The 14656-nt window shown below is 60.5% G+C and carries 13 protein-coding genes; 1 reads left to right on the top strand and 12 read right to left on the bottom strand.

Annotated elements, in window-relative coordinates; translation table 11 throughout:
- Nucleotides 1-2: 2 nt before the first annotated feature.
- The 12 genes from C1713_RS12365 to gap form a co-directional block, all read right to left on the bottom strand.
- Nucleotides 3-311, bottom strand: a complete 309-nt coding sequence (locus C1713_RS12365; protein WP_245870989.1) for a hypothetical protein — start codon at nt 309-311, stop codon at nt 3-5.
- On the bottom strand, nt 256-2523 hold the full coding sequence (rnr, locus tag C1713_RS04945) for a ribonuclease R (protein WP_245870990.1): 2268 nt from the start codon (nt 2521-2523) through the stop codon (nt 256-258). Before rnr ends, C1713_RS12365 begins: the two co-directional genes overlap by 56 nt.
- Nucleotides 2524-2543: 20 nt before the next feature.
- Nucleotides 2544-3305: an alpha/beta hydrolase gene (locus C1713_RS04950; protein WP_102493225.1), complete on the bottom strand. Its 762-nt coding sequence runs from the start codon at nt 3303-3305 to the stop codon at nt 2544-2546.
- A 90-nt stretch (nt 3306-3395) separates the two neighbouring features.
- Nucleotides 3396-3608: a preprotein translocase subunit SecG gene (gene secG / locus C1713_RS04955; RefSeq protein WP_039981420.1), complete on the bottom strand. Its 213-nt coding sequence runs from the start codon at nt 3606-3608 to the stop codon at nt 3396-3398.
- Nucleotides 3609-3726: 118 nt separating this feature from the next.
- A complete protein-coding gene (locus tag C1713_RS04960; RefSeq protein WP_102493226.1) occupies nt 3727-5070 on the bottom strand; it encodes a hemolysin family protein in 1344 nt (447 codons plus the stop codon).
- Nucleotides 5071-5098: 28 nt separating this feature from the next.
- The gene (locus C1713_RS04965) at nt 5099-6193 is read right to left on the bottom strand and encodes a DEAD/DEAH box helicase (protein ID WP_102493227.1); all 1095 of its coding nucleotides are present in this window, start codon (nt 6191-6193) and stop codon (nt 5099-5101) included.
- A gap of 169 nt (nt 6194-6362) precedes the next feature.
- Nucleotides 6363-8507 carry a DNA topoisomerase III gene (locus tag C1713_RS04970; RefSeq protein WP_102493228.1) on the bottom strand — a complete coding sequence of 715 codons (2145 nt, stop codon included), beginning with the start codon at nt 8505-8507 and terminating at the stop codon, nt 6363-6365.
- Nucleotides 8504-8863: a YkvA family protein gene (locus C1713_RS04975; protein WP_102493229.1), complete on the bottom strand. Its 360-nt coding sequence runs from the start codon at nt 8861-8863 to the stop codon at nt 8504-8506. Before C1713_RS04975 ends, C1713_RS04970 begins: the two co-directional genes overlap by 4 nt.
- Nucleotides 8864-8971: 108 nt before the next feature.
- Nucleotides 8972-10528, bottom strand: a complete 1557-nt coding sequence (gene gpmI / locus C1713_RS04980; protein ID WP_102493230.1) for a 2,3-bisphosphoglycerate-independent phosphoglycerate mutase — start codon at nt 10526-10528, stop codon at nt 8972-8974.
- A 99-nt stretch (nt 10529-10627) separates the two neighbouring features.
- Nucleotides 10628-11377, bottom strand: coding sequence for a triose-phosphate isomerase (gene tpiA / locus C1713_RS04985; protein WP_102493231.1), 750 nt, complete (start codon nt 11375-11377; stop codon nt 10628-10630).
- Nucleotides 11378-11410: 33 nt separating this feature from the next.
- Nucleotides 11411-12628 (bottom strand): phosphoglycerate kinase, encoded by a 1218-nt coding sequence (locus tag C1713_RS04990; protein ID WP_050341305.1) that lies wholly within the window; start codon nt 12626-12628, stop codon nt 11411-11413.
- Between the two features lie 150 nt (nt 12629-12778).
- Complete coding sequence (gap, locus tag C1713_RS04995) at nt 12779-13792, bottom strand: type I glyceraldehyde-3-phosphate dehydrogenase (protein ID WP_102493232.1); 1014 nt, start codon at nt 13790-13792, stop codon at nt 12779-12781.
- 213 nt (nt 13793-14005) lie between these two features.
- Between gap and C1713_RS05000 the strand changes: the two genes are divergently transcribed.
- The gene (locus tag C1713_RS05000) at nt 14006-14650 is read left to right on the top strand and encodes a class II aldolase/adducin family protein (RefSeq protein WP_039981412.1); all 645 of its coding nucleotides are present in this window, start codon (nt 14006-14008) and stop codon (nt 14648-14650) included.
- The last annotated feature ends 6 nt before the right edge of the window (nt 14651-14656 follow it).

The raw sequence follows: 14656 nt of genomic DNA on the forward strand, positions 1-14656 counted from the left end.
CCTCATTCGGTGCCTCGCGTGCCGCCCTCCGTCTTGCGGTTCATGCGGCGTGCGGGGCGCGGCGCACGGCGCGGCTTCTCCGTCCGCTCCGGCTCCTCACTCCGGCTGCGGTAGCCCGGCGGATCGGGCCAGACCGCACTGTTGAGCCCCGTCACCTTGACGCGGTGATAGTCGCGTCCACTGCGCTCATCGTCACGACGGCTCTCGCTGCGCCCGCCGCGTGGCGGGCGGTCTGCGTTTGGCTTTCCGCCGCGCTCACTGTGCCACGAGGCCGGCTTGCCGTCCGTCGCGCGTCTGCTCTGCCCCCGCATCCTTCTTCGCGGGGCGCGGGGCAGCGCCGCGTTTCGCAGGAGCGGCCGCGTTCGGGTCGTAGACGCCGTTGTCCTTCAGGACGAAGTCGAGCGTCCGCGCCTGTACGTCGGCGCGCGTGATGATGATGGTCACCGTATCGCCGAGGCGGTAGCGCGTGCCCGTGCGCTCGCCCACCATCGCATACTGATCCTCGACGTAGGTATAGTAATCGTTGACCATGGTCGAGACGTGGACCAGCCCCTCGACGCCATTCTCGAGCTCGACGAAGATGCCGAACGCCGTCACGCCGCTGATGACACCCTCGTAGGTCTCGCCCACGAACTGCGCCATGTACTCGATCTTTTTCATATCGGTCGTCTCGCGCTCCGCCTCGATGGCAATGCGCTCACGCGCTGAGGAGTGCTCCGCCGCCTCGGGGAGGAGCGCACGCAGACGCTCGCGTTTCTCCGCCGCGATATGTCCCGTGGCAAACGTCTCGCGGAGGAGACGATGCACGAGGAGGTCGGGATAGCGTCGGATCGGCGAGGTAAAATGCGTATAGTAGCGCGCCGCAAGGCCAAAGTGCCCAAGGCTCGCCGTCGAATAGCGCGCCTGCTGCATCGAACGCAGGGCGACCGCCCCGATGATGCGCTCCTCGGGCTGTCCCTTAACGCGGTCGAGCACCTGCTGGATGTCGGAGGGGCGCACCTTGCCGTCCTCATCGACATGGAGGCGCAGGCCGAGCGCGGCGAGGAGGCTCTGCAGACGCTCGATCTTCTCAGAGGTGGGCGTCTCATGCACGCGGTAGACGAACGGCTCTTCCTTCAGCTCCATGTGACGCGCCACGGTCTCATTTGCCGCGAGCATGCACTCCTCGATGATGGACTCGCCAATCGAGCCTGTACGCTTTTCGAGCGCGACAGGATGTCCATCGGCATCGAGCTTTACCTTGACCTCGGGCAGCTCAAAGTCAATCGAGCCGCGCCGATGACGCTTGGCACGCAGCACCTCGCGCAGACGGCGAAGCGTCTCAAGCATCGGGCGGATGTCGCCGTTGTCCGAGACGAACGGCTCATCACCGGCAAGGACGCGGTTGACGAGCGTATAGGTTAGGCGGCGCGCAACATGGATCACGCACGGCACGATCTCATAGTTCTTGACCTCGCCGTCCATGCCGATCTCCATCTCGCACGCCATTGAGAGACGATCTACGCCCTCGTTCAGGCTGCAGATTCCGTTCGACAGCTCCTTCGGGAGCATCGGAATCACGCGGTCGACGAGATAGACGCTCGTCCCGCGCCGCGCTGCCTCACGATCGAGCGGCTCGCCCGCACGGACATAGTGGCTGACATCGGCAATGTAGACGCCGAGGAAGAACCCGCCGTCCTTCTCATAGGCGTAGACACCGTCGTCGATGTCCTTCGTATCCTCGCCGTCAATCGTGACGATGGGGAAATCACGTCGATCCCGCCGCCCTGCATACTCCTCGGGAAGCGGATCCTTCGGGCAGTGCGCCGCCGCCTCTGCAACATCGGGCGGGAACTTCTCATCGAGATCGTAGGCGCGCATGACAGCAAGCACGTCCACGCCGGGGTCACCCGTCTTGCCGAGCACCTCGACGACGCGTCCCTCAGCGCTCCTGCGCTGCTCCGGCCACTTCGTGATCTCGACGACGACCTTGCTGCCCGTCTTTGCCCCGCCAAAGTCCTTTTTCAGCACAAAGACATCGCGCCCGATCTTCGTGCTGTCGGGTGTGACAAAGCCGAACGCCTTGCTGCGCTCGAACGTGCCGACAATATGCGTATTGACGCGCTCGAGGATGCGGATGATCTCCCCCTCACGCGCGCGTCCCGGCTGCTCGGACGGCGTGACGCGTGCGACCACGCGGTCACCGTGCATCGCCGTCCCCATCGCACTGCCGGGGACAAAGACATCCGTCTCCTCCTCCGTCTCACGCACATCGGGGATGATGAAGCCGAACCCCTTCGGCGACATGGAGAGCCGCCCCACCACGAGATTCATGCGGCTCGGCAGCCCGTAAAGGCCGCTGCGGTTGCGGATGACCGCACCCTCGGCCTCAAGCGCGGCAAGAGCATCGGAGAGCTCCTTCCCTTCGCTCTCCGGGAGCCCCAGCCCCGTACGCAGCTCCGCCTCAGGCAGCGGGCGATAGGCGTCCTCCCGCATAAAGGCGTAGACCCTCTCCTTGAGCGTATCCAGTTGTTCCTGTTCCATATTTTCCTCTTTTTTCGTTTCTACGATCTTCTTCCCTGCACAGCCTTCTCCAAAAAATCTGCCGTGCGCTCAAATACGCGTTCCCTGACCCCCTCGTCAAGCGGAAGCAGATGCCCCGCATCAGGGAGAATCACCGTCTCACAGTCCGTGCTTGCCACGTGTGCGCGCAGCTCCTCGGCACTCTTTGGATCCGCCGTATGGTCACGCGCTCCGTGGACGATCAGGAGCGGCGCGCGCACCTTGCCCAGCTCGCTGCGGGCAGCGGCGATCACATCCATCATCTCATGGACGGAGACGAGCGGCATACGCCGATAGGTGTTGTTCGCTCCCTGCGGGACGTTCTCCAGTTTGCGGCGCGCCTTCGGCACATAGCGGCCGACGCTCGCCGCGCGCGTCGGCAGATGCTCGATCCCCTGCTCACGCGCAATGATCAGTGGCGCACCGAGGCTCACAACACAGGTGACCTCCGCCTCGACCGAAAGCAACAGGGCAAAGATCGCCCCCATCGAGTGCCCCACGACGGCGATGTCGTCACACGCACCACGCAGAATCGCGTAGCCGTCACGCACAGAGTCCATCCAGTCCTCATGCTCCGTACGGCTGAGATCCTCTGCTGTCGTCCCGTGCCCCGCAAGTCGTATGGCGAGCACCGTAAAGCCGCGCGCATGAAGGTACTCCCCCATGAGTCGCAGCTCAGCGGGAAGCCCAGTAAATCCGTGAATGAGGAGGACACCATGCCGTCCGCCCGGCAGAAAAAAAGGCTCTGCGCCCAGTAAATGCATGACGTATCCCCCTTTCACAAAATGATTCCATGCATCCCAAAATAAAGCCCTGCCCCGCAGAGCGGCAGCAGGGCTCCTGCACGGATACGGTCAGCTCGACAACCGCGCGATAATGATCGTAATCACCCCGAACAGTATCGCGAACACGACGGTCACGCGTGCGAGCAGCGCGTCCATGCCGCGTGCCTTGCCCGAGAACACCGTATCCTCGCCGCCGTCCAAGCCGCCCATGCCGGCAGACTTTGCCTCCTGTCCGAGCACAGACGCGATGAGGATGATCGCGACGATTGCATCCAGTACCATTAAAAGCGTGAGCAAGAAAAAGCCCCTTCCTTCTTAAAACGAACGATATTTTGTAATCATAACACAGAGAACGCAAACGTGGCAAGCGAAATGTATCCGCACCGCCATGCGGATTCCGTCACTTCTCCCCGCTGGCGGCCGGGAGCTCCTGTACCACGAGCATCGTATGCGGCATACGCAGCAGTACGCGTGTAATGCGGATGCCCTCTACCTCCTCCACATAGAGGAGTGCGCCCGCATGCGCCGCCATCTGCCCGACGCGCGGTGCCTCGCCGAGCTGGTCATAGAGCCAGCCGCCGATACTGTCCACATCCTCATCCACGATGCAGACGCCGAGGAGATCGTCGACCTCCTCGAGCAGCAGCTTTGCGTCGATGGAGCAGATATCGAGCCCGCGCCACTCGACGCTTTCGCGCTCGACGTCGAACTCGTCGCGGATGTCGCCGACAATCTGCTCGATGATGTCCTCGACGGTCACCATGCCCGCCGTTCCGCCGTACTCATCGACGACGATAGCCAGCTGCGAGCCCTGCTCCTGCATCGTGCGCAGGAGGATACTGCCGTCCATGCTCTCGGGTACGATGAGTGCCTTGCGGATGTAGCGGCGCAGATTCAGCCGCTCCCCGCGCATGAGCGGCGGCAGGAGATCTTTCACATGGATAAAGCCGATGATGTGATCCTTGTCCTCGTAGCAGACAGGATAGCGCGTCTGCTGCTCCTCGATGATAGTCTTGATGCGGTCGGCGGGCGAGTCATCCAGATAGAGACAGATCATATCCGTGCGCGGCACCATGATTTCACGTGCATTCAGTTCCGTAAAGGAGAACACCTTGTCAACAAAGTCCGCCTCCGTGCTGTTGATGAGCCCCTGACGATAACTCTCCTTCATCAGGAGGCGAATCTCCTCCTCCGTATGGGCATCCTCGTTTTCGCCTTTGGCCTCGTAGCCGAGCTTGCGGCTGATATGATTGGCCACCGTGTTGAGCACCCAGACAAAGGGGCGCATCACGCGGCCAAAAAGTACCATGGGAAAGGAAATCGCGAGAAGAATGCGCTCCACGTTGGCGATGGCCATGGACTTCGGCGTCAGCTCGCCGAGCACGATATGGAGCGAGGTGATGAGCGTAAAGGCGATCGCGAGCGCGACCGTGTGCCCGACCTCATCAGGGAGTCCGACACTCTGCGTGACAGGCAGGATCAGCACGGCAATCGCCGGCTCACCCACCCAGCCGAGGCCAAGTGAAGCAAGCGTGATGCCAAGCTGTGTCACAGACAGCGAGGAATCGAGATGATCGGTCAGCTGCTTCGCGTACTTTGCACGGCTGACGCCCTCGGCGATCAGGGTCTCCAGACGTGACGGACGGATTTTGACACAGCAGAACTCTGCCGCGACGAAGAACCCATTCATGAAAATCAGAAAGACAACGAGCAGTAAATCGAGTAGTGTGGGCAATATGTCCACGAGTCAAGGCCTCCTTTGGGAAGGAACATCAATTGATCTTTTTCAAATCAAGTTTCATGCGGACAGCGAGGGCTTTCAGCCGCTCCACTTCCTTCGCATCGACAAGCGAGATGACTGTGCCCTCCTTGCCCGCGCGTGCCGTCCGTCCTGCACGGTGACGATAGGTGCGCACGTCCTCGGGCAAATCGACCTGAACGACATAGTCCACATCCTCGATATCCAGGCCGCGCGCAGCAAGATCGGTGGAGATGAGAAGCTGTACACGCCCCGTGCGGATTGCATTGAGAGCGGCGCGCCGCTGATCGCGCCGCTCGCCGCCGAGCAGGGCGGCAACACGAATGCCTTCGTACTGCAGCTTCTCTGCCGCTTTTTCTGCGTCAAAGCTGCGCCCGACAAAGACCAGTCCCCGCCGAATCGGCAGGCGGCGCGCCAATTTCTGCACAGCCTTTATTTTATCACGAAACGGCACAATATGATAGTAGTTTTCACACGTCGTCTCCTGCACTGCCGCACGGATGATGCGCAGTGCGCAGAGTTCCTCTGCCGCATGCACAGCCGCCACAGCCGCTGTCGCCGAGAGGAGGAGCATCTGCCGCTCACGGGGCAGGAGGTGCAGAACGGCACGCACCTCCGCACTGTGCTGCTTGTCGAGGAGGCGGTCGAACTCATCGAGCACACAGAGGCGCACCTCCTGCAGTTTCAGTTTGCGGAGGCGGTGCAGCTCCACGATGCGCGGCGCAGAGCCGACGATGAGCGCCGGCTTTTTCTTCAGCGCGTCGATCTGCCGCTGTACATTCGCCCCGCCGATGAGGGCCTGCACGCTGACAGAGAGCCCTGCCGCCTGAATAAGATCCCGCGCGGCGCCCGCGATCTGCATCGCGAGCTCATGCGTCGGTGCGAGAACGAGTACCTGTGCCGCGCGCACGGCGGGGTCAATGCGCATGAGTGCGGGCAGGAGGTAGGCGAGCGTCTTGCCCGTCCCCGTCGGAGCCTCGCCGATCAGGTTCTCGCCTGTGCACGCGGCAGGAATCACCTCCCGCTGGATCTCCGTCGGCTCCGTGATGCCGCGCGCAGCCAGTGCCGCCGCGAGCGGCTCGGGCACGCCAAGTGATGTAAAGTCCATCGTATCCTCCTGCAAACCAGATCTAAATGTTAGGGAAACACGGATAAATTCGACACAGCCATCTTAGCGCATTCGCTTGGCAGTCCGCGTTTCCCAAAGCCTCCCCCGCCGCTGCGGGGGGGACCGCTTGCGGTGGTGGGGGCGCCATGAGCGACAGAGGAGGCTCACCTTACTGGTCAAAAAACAGCGCATCCATCTCCGCCTGCTCATCTGCCGTCGGTGTGTAGCTGCGGCGCGCCGTCATCGCGGCGGCAGGGGGATGTGCCCCCATCCCGTCCGCAGAACCGCGCGGCACACGCCGTCCCGCAAAGTTCGGCTTGCCGCCCGCATCATCCGCCGTCATGCGGCACTGCGGGAACGCCGAGCAGCCCCAAAAATCGCCGTGCTTTCCCTTGCGTTTCAGCATGACGCCGCGCCCGCAGGCAGGACATGGTATCCCCTCGCCTCCCGTGATCTGCGCCGTCCGTGCCGCTTCGCAGAGATCACGTGCGAATGCCGCCTGCCCCGCGAGGAATTCCTCGGGCGTCCCCACGCCGTCCGCCATCGCGTGCAGCTGATCCTCCCAGATCGCCGTCGCATCGGGATACGTCATCGTATCGGGCAGCGCGTCGATAAGGAGATATGCCTCCGCCGTCGGCGTCAGCACCTTCTTCTTTCCCGCAGCATGGAGGAATTTGCGGCGGATGAGATCCTCGATGATGCTCGCACGCGTCGCCTCCGTCCCAATGCCGGACACATCGCGCAGCATCTTTTTCGCCGCCTCGTCCTTGACGTACTTGTGAATCTCCTTCATCCCCTGGAGGAGCGTCGCGGGCGTAAACCGTGCGGGCGGCTTTGTCTGCCGCTCCTTCGTCTCTGCCGAGACGAACGCCGCCGCGTCGCCCTTTTTCATCGGCGGGAGTACCGTACTCTCCTCGTCCTCCTCGTCCTCCTTCTCCGCATCCTCGGACTCATTCTTCCCCGCACGGTACATCGTGCGCCATCCCGCCGTACGTTCCGTACGTCCGCGCGCCGTGAACGTCTCACCGTGATGCGTCACTTCTGCCTTCGTCTGATCGTAGACATAGTTCGGACAGAACTGCGCAATGTAGGCACGCGCGATCAGCTCGTAGATATTGCGCTCCACCGCTGTGAGCCGCGCGAGGTTCACGGGCACGGTTGTCGGGATGATCGCATGATGTGCCGAAATCTTTGCGTCGTTCCACGCGCGCGACTTCTGCGCGGCATCGGCCGCCCGTGCCCACCCCGCAAGCGGCGTATCAGAGAGCGCGGCAAGGTTGCCGAGAATCTTTGCCGCATCCTTGTGCTGACTCACGGGCAGATACTCTGCATCCGAGCGCGGATAGCTGGTCAGTTTTTCCTCGTACAGCTTCTGTGCCGTATCGAGCACCTGCTGAGGTTCATAGCCGTAGCGTTTGCCTGCGAGCACCTGCAGTGCCGAGAGCGAAAAGGGCAGCGGCGGCGGCTCCTCCTTTTTTTTGCGCTCATACTTCGTCACCACGCCGTCTGCGGGCGGCTCGCCGAATGACGCCGCAGCAGCATCTGCTGCTGCCCGATCCACGAGGCGCCCCTCAGGATCGAGCGGCGTACGCTCCTCCGACGGTTTCCACCGCGCACGAAAGGACTCCCCTGCCTCTGTGCGGAACAGTGCATCGACAAGATAGTAGGTCGCGGGCGTAAAGTGCTCGATCTCGCGCTCCCGCCGCACCACGAGTGCCAGCGTCGGCGTCTTGACCCTCCCGATGGGCAGGACGAGCCGCGCATGCCCGGCTCGCCGCGCCGCGAGCGTATAGGCGCGTGAGAGATTCATCCCGATGAGCCAGTCCGCACGCGCCCGTGCAAGTGCCGAGAGCTTCAGCGGAAGGAAATCCTCGTTGTCGCGCAGATCATTCAGCGCATCGTGAATGCTCTTATCGTCAAGTGCATTGATGAGAATACGGCGCACGGGCTTTGTATTGCCGAGGAAGTCCAGCACCTCATCCACCAAGAGCTGGCCCTCTCGATCAGGGTCGCCGGCATGCACGATCTCATCGGCACGCGTGATCAGCCCTTTCACCACCGCGAACTGCTGCGCCGCGCTCTCATTGACAACGAGATGCCACTCCTTCGGCAGGATCGGCAGATCCTCCGCGCGCCAGCGTTTCAGCGCAGGATCGTACTCCTCGGGCTCAGCCTGACGCAGCACGTGACCAAAGAGCCACGTCACCACGCCGCCGCCCGTCTCAATCCATCCGGAGCCTTTGCGGTGCGGCGCAGGAAGACATACGGCAAGCGCGCGGCCGACGCTCGGCTTCTCCGCAATATAGAGCCTCACGAAAGCACCTTCACGAGTGCCCAAACAAAGATGACAATCCACAGGAGCATGAGCACAGAGGCCCCTACAAGCAGCCACGTGCCGTAGCGCTCCACACGGCGTTCACCCTCCATGCGCGTATGCGCGGGCAGCATACGGATCAGCAGCGACGTCGCCGCAGGGAGAATCACCATATCATCCATTGCACCGAATAGAGGAATCGTATCCGGGATAATATCAATCGGGCTGATAAGATAAAGCAGTGAAAGCGGAAAGAGAAATTTCACGGCGCGCGGCGTATCGCGCTGCAGCATCGCGTAGAGCAGCAGGGCAATATTGCGCCGCATGGCACGCAGAAGCACCAAAAATCGCAGCATAAAGACCTCCGATCATGAAATGAATAGATTTAGTATACCATTCCGCCCGCTTTCTTTCAAACGAAAAAGACAGGTGCATACGCACCCGTCCTTTCAAACAAAACGATCTTACTTCAGCGTTATGAGCGGTTTGCCCGTCATCTCCTTCGGAATCGCAAGACCTGCGAGTGTGAGGAGAGTCGGTGCAATATCACAGAGCGCGCCCTTGTGGATGTCCTTCACGCGGTCAGAAACGACGATGAACGGTACGGGGTTCGTCGTGTGCTTCGTAAACGGCTGATTGTTGTCGTAGTCCCACATCTTGTCTGCATTTCCATGATCTGCGGTAATACAGACCTCACCGCCGACCTCGCGGATGGCATCAACGAAACGCCCAACGCAGGTATCCACCGTCTCGACCGCCTTGACAACTGCCGGGACAACCCCCGTATGTCCGACCATGTCGCAGTTGGCATAGTTGAGGATGATGAAGTCATACTTGCGGGACTTGATCGCCTCGACGACCTTGTCCGTGACCTCGATCGCGCTCATCTCAGGCTGCAGATCATAGGTCGCCACCTTCGGGGAATGCACGAGAATGCGGTCCTCGCCCTTGTACGGCTGCTCGACGCCGCCGTTGAAGAAGAATGTAACGTGTGCGTACTTCTCCGTCTCCGCGATGCGCAGCTGGGTATAACCGAGATCCTGCACATACTGGCCAAAGGTGTTGTCGATCTCCTCGGGCGGGAACGCCACGAGTGCGTTCATCCCTGCCTCGTACTCCGAGAATGTCGCAAAGGGAATTTTCAGCGATTCGTCGCGCGCAAAGCCGTCGAACTTTGCATCGACAAAGGCATGCGTCAGCTGACGCGCACGGTCGGGACGGAAATTGTAGAAAATCGCGCCGTCGCCGTTCTTCATGCCGTGATAGCCCTCGACCACGAACGGCACGACGAACTCATCCGTCACGCCCTCGGGCTTCTCGCTCGTATCCGCGTACGATGCGAGCAGTCCTGCCACAGCGGTTTTCGCCACCGTCTTTGCCTTGGCGTGGGCAATCGCCTCATAGGCGAGCTGCTCACGCTCCCAGCGCTTGTCGCGATCCATAGCGTAGTAACGCCCGCTGACCGTAGCGATCTTGCCGACGCCGATCTCCGCCGCCTTTTTCTCGACCGCCTCGAGATACTCCTGTGCGCTCTTGGGCGGCACGTCGCGCCCGTCGAGGAAGGCATGAATCCAGACCTCGGTCAGTCCCTCGCGCTTCGCGAGTTCGAGCACGGCGAAAAGATGATCATCGTGGCTGTGCACGCCGCCCGGAGAAACCAGGCCCATGACATGCAGCGCACCACCGTGCTCCTTGACCCCGCGCACGATGGTGAGCAGCGCCTTGTTCTTGAAAAAGTCACCGTTCTTGATGTCACGCGTGATGCGCGTAAGCTGCTGATAGACGATGCGCCCTGCGCCGATATTCGTGTGGCCGACCTCAGAGTTGCCCATCTGACCGTCCGGCAGACCGACGTACTCACCAGATGCCTGGATTTCCGTATGACGGAACTCCTTCATCAGGCCATCGAGCACAGGCGTCTTTGCTATCGCAATGGCATTGTACTTCAGATCGTTTGGATCGCCATCGCCGAATCCGTCCATGATGATGAGTGCAACAGGTGCGTTCTTTAGTTTTGCCATAATATTGACATCTTTCTAAGAGCTTTTGCTCAAAACTCGTATGGCGCTTCATTCCCGCCGAGCGGAAAATCCACGCCATACAAAATGAGGGTACGATCATCAGAAATTCACGATTGCCGCGAAATCCTGTGCCTTCAGCGAAGCGCCGCCGACAAGTGCACCGTCGACATTCGGCTGCTTCATGAGATCCTTGATCGTCGCCGGCTTGACACTGCCGCCGTACTGAATACGGATCGCGTCGGCTGTCTGCGCATTGAACTTCTTCGCGACTGCCTCGCGGATCGCCCTGCAGACCTCCTCAGCCTGCTCGAAGCTCGCCGTCTTGCCCGTGCCGATCGCCCAGATTGGCTCGTAGGCGATGACAAGCTTTCCCGCCTCATCTGCCGTAAAGCCCTCGAGCGCGGCGTTGATCTGCGCAACGACGTGCTCAATGTACTTGCCTGCCTCACGGACCGCAAGCGACTCGCCGCAGCAGATGATCGGCGTGATGCCTGCCGCGTATGCAGCACGGGCACGCTTGTTGACGCCCTCATCCGTCTCACCGAAGTAGTCGCGGCGCTCGCTGTGTCCGAGGATGACGTAGTCTGCGCCGATCTCCTTCAGCATATCTGTCGAGATCTCGCCCGTATAGGCGCCGCTCTTCTCCCAGTGCACATTCTGCGCACCAATGTGGATGTTCGTTCCCTTGACCGCATCGGCGACAGCGGCGAGTGCCGTTGCTGTCGGGCAGGCGACGACCGTGGCCTTTGCATCCTTAACGAGCGGGATGAGCTCCTTGACGAGCGAAACACCCGCTGCGATCGTGTTGTTCATTTTCCAGTTTCCGGCGATAATCGGAGTCCGTGCCATAGTTTTCTCCTTCTGTATCAAACGTAGATGTTCTTACTTGTCTGCGATGGCCGCGATGCCCGGCATCTCCTTGCCCTCAAGGAACTCAAGCGTCGCGCCGCCGCCCGTCGAGACGTGGGAGATCTTGTCCGTCAGCCCCGTCTTCTTGAGCGCCGCGATGGAGTCGCCGCCGCCGACGATGCTCGTCGCACCGGCCTCGGTCGCATCCGCAACCGCCTTTGCCACTGCCAGTGTGCCCTTTGCAAACTCGTCGCACTCAAAGACGCCCATCGGTCCGTTCCAGATGATCGTCTTTGCGCCCTTCAGCGCATTGACGTACTCCTCGGAGGTCTTCGGACCGCTGTCGAGCGCCTGCCAGCCATTTTCAACCTGGTCGACGTCGACGATCTTGACCTTGCCCTCGGCCTTCCACTTTGCCTCGTCGGCGAGCGGGAACATATTCGCAGCGGCAACGTCGAGCGGAAGGACAACCTTGACCCCCTTTGCCTCCGCCTTCTTGAGGAGGTCACGTGCGAGATCCATCTTATCCGGCTCGCAGAGGGAGTCGCCGATCGGCAGCCCCTTCGCCGCATCAAAGGTGTGTGCCATGCCGCCGCCGATAATGATCGTGTCGACCTTCTCGATCATATTGCTGATGACGCCGATCTTGTCGGAGACCTTCGCCCCGCCGATGATCGCAACGAACGGATGCTGCGGCGTCTCAAGCGTCTTGCCGATGTAGTTGATCTCCTTCTCCATCAGAAAGCCCGCAACTGTTTCAATGTACTTCGGCACGCCCGCATTCGATGCATGCGCACGATGCGCGACACCGAACGCATCGTCCACAGCGACATCGGCGAGCGACGCGAGCTGCTTTGCGAAGGCAGGGTCGTTCTTCTTCTCTTCCTTGTGATAGCGCAGGTTCTCGAGAAGCAGCACCTCCCCCGGCTTCAGTGCCGCCGCGAGCTTTTCCGCCTCGGGGCCGACGCAGTCAGATGCCCACTTGACCTCGCGGCCGAGGAGCTCCGCGAGATGCTTCACGAGATGCTTCGTGCTGAACTTCTCCTCGCGTGCCTCGGTCGGGCGGCCGATGTGGCAGGCGATGATGAGTGCCGCACCGCCGTCGAGCAGATAGTTCAGCGTCGGCAGTGTGCGCACCATGCGCGTATCGTTCGTGATGTTCATCTCGGCATCGAACGGGACGTTGTAGTCCACGCGGACGAATACTTTCTTCCCCTTGACGTCGATATCCTTGATTGTCTTTTTGTTCATGCTGTCTCCTCCATAAAGGAATCGCTGAATGGATCAGTGCTCCCTAAAAGAAACGAGGTCCGGCCCAAACATCGGCCGGACCTCGAAAGATCGTATGCTGAGGGAGTGCAGAAAAGACCTCTGCCCACCCAAGAAAACAATGTTTACTTATCAGCCGAGTTCAGCAAAGTACTTGATCGTGCGAACCATCTGGCTCGTGTAGCTGTTCTCGTTGTCATACCAGGAGACAACCTGGACGAGCGTATTGCCGTCGCCCGTATCGCTGACCATCGTCTGCGTCGCATCGAAGATCGAGCCATAGGTCGTGCCGATGATGTCGCTGGAGACGATCTCGTCCGTATTGTAGCCGAACGACTCCGTCGACTCCTTCTTCATCTGTGCGTTGATCTGATCAACTGTGACCTTGCCCTCGACCACCGCGTAGAGGAGCGTCGTCGAACCCGTCGGAGTCGGAACACGCTGTGCCGAGCCGATGAGCTTGCCGTTGAGCTCGGGGATGACAAGGCCGATCGCCTTTGCTGCACCCGTCGAGTTCGGGACGATGTTGACTGCTGCTGCACGGCTGCGGCGCAGGTCGCCCTTGCGCTGCGGGCCGTCAAGCGGCATCTGGTCGCCCGTGTAGGCGTGGATCGTCGTCATGATGCCGCTCTTGATCGGAGCGAGATCATTCAGTGCCTTTGCCATCGGCGCAAGGCAGTTCGTCGTGCAGGATGCTGCCGAGATAACCTTGTCCGCCTTCGTCAGCGTCTTGTGGTTGACATTGAAGACGATCGTCGGGAGATCGCTGCCCGCAGGAGCGGAGATGACGACCTTCTTTGCGCCGGCCTTGATATGTGCCTCAGCCTTTGCCTTTGCCGTGTAGAAACCCGTGCACTCGAGCACGACATCGACATCATGCTTGCCCCAGGGGATCTGCGTTGCATCCGCCTGTGCATAGATGTTGATCTTCTTGCCGTTGACCGTGATGGAGTCCTCACCGGCCTCAACGGAATCTGCATACTTATAGCGACCCTGCGTGGAGTCATACTTCAGGAGATGGGCGAGCATCTTCGGGCTCGTCAGATCGTTGATTGCGACGACTTCATAGCCGGGCGCATCGAACATCTGACGGAAGGCAAGACGACCGATACGACCGAATCCATTGATAGCAACTTTTACTGCCATTGAAATACCCCCTGTGTGTCCCTATACAACATGCGCCGCAGGGCTTTCCTGCCGCGCGCTCATTACGTTTTATATTATAAACCATTCCCAATAAAAGTCAAACCATTTATCCTTTGATTGGCACTCATTTTCACTATTTTCTGCGGGAAAATACTTGCAAAATCCCGTGAATTTTCGCTAAAATATAGACTGTACGTAAAGGAGGAGAACGCCATGTTGGAAACGATCAAAGAAACGGTACTCCGCTGCGCACAGCAGGCAGAGCGCGACGGACTGTGCCGGCACCGCGCGGGCAATTTCAGCATCCGCGACGCAGAAAGCGGCTATATCTGCATCACACCGACAGGCGTGGACCGCATGGAGATGCAGACAGACGACATCGTCGTCATCGACGGTGCAGGGCATACGGTCGAAGCGCGCAGCGGAAAGCGTCCAACCAGCGAACTGATGATGCACTGCGCCATCTATCGGAACCGCAGCGACGTGCACGCTGTCGCACATACACACTCGCGCACAGCAACTGCCTTTGCCGTCATGAATAAGCCCATCCCTGCCATCGTCTACGAACTCTCCCTCCTTAGCTGCCGCAAGGGTTACGTGCCTGTCGCGCCCTACGGGCGACCGGGAACGAAGGCCGCGGCAGAGAACGTCCTCGCCCCCCTCTCCATCGCAGACGTTGCCCTCATGCAGGCACATGGTGTCGTCGCCGTTGCCGCCGATCTCAAGGAAGCTCTCCTGCGTGCAAACTACGTCGAAGAACTCGCCGACATCTACTACCGCACCCTCACCGTCCTCGGGCACGAGCCGGAGACCATCCCGGCGGACGAACTCGCCCAATGGAAGTATCCGACAGTTTAGGAGGCA

Origin of the sequence: Centipeda felix (assembly GCF_900186465.1) — a bacterium.
Classification (GTDB): domain Bacteria; phylum Bacillota; class Negativicutes; order Selenomonadales; family Selenomonadaceae; genus Centipeda; species Centipeda felix.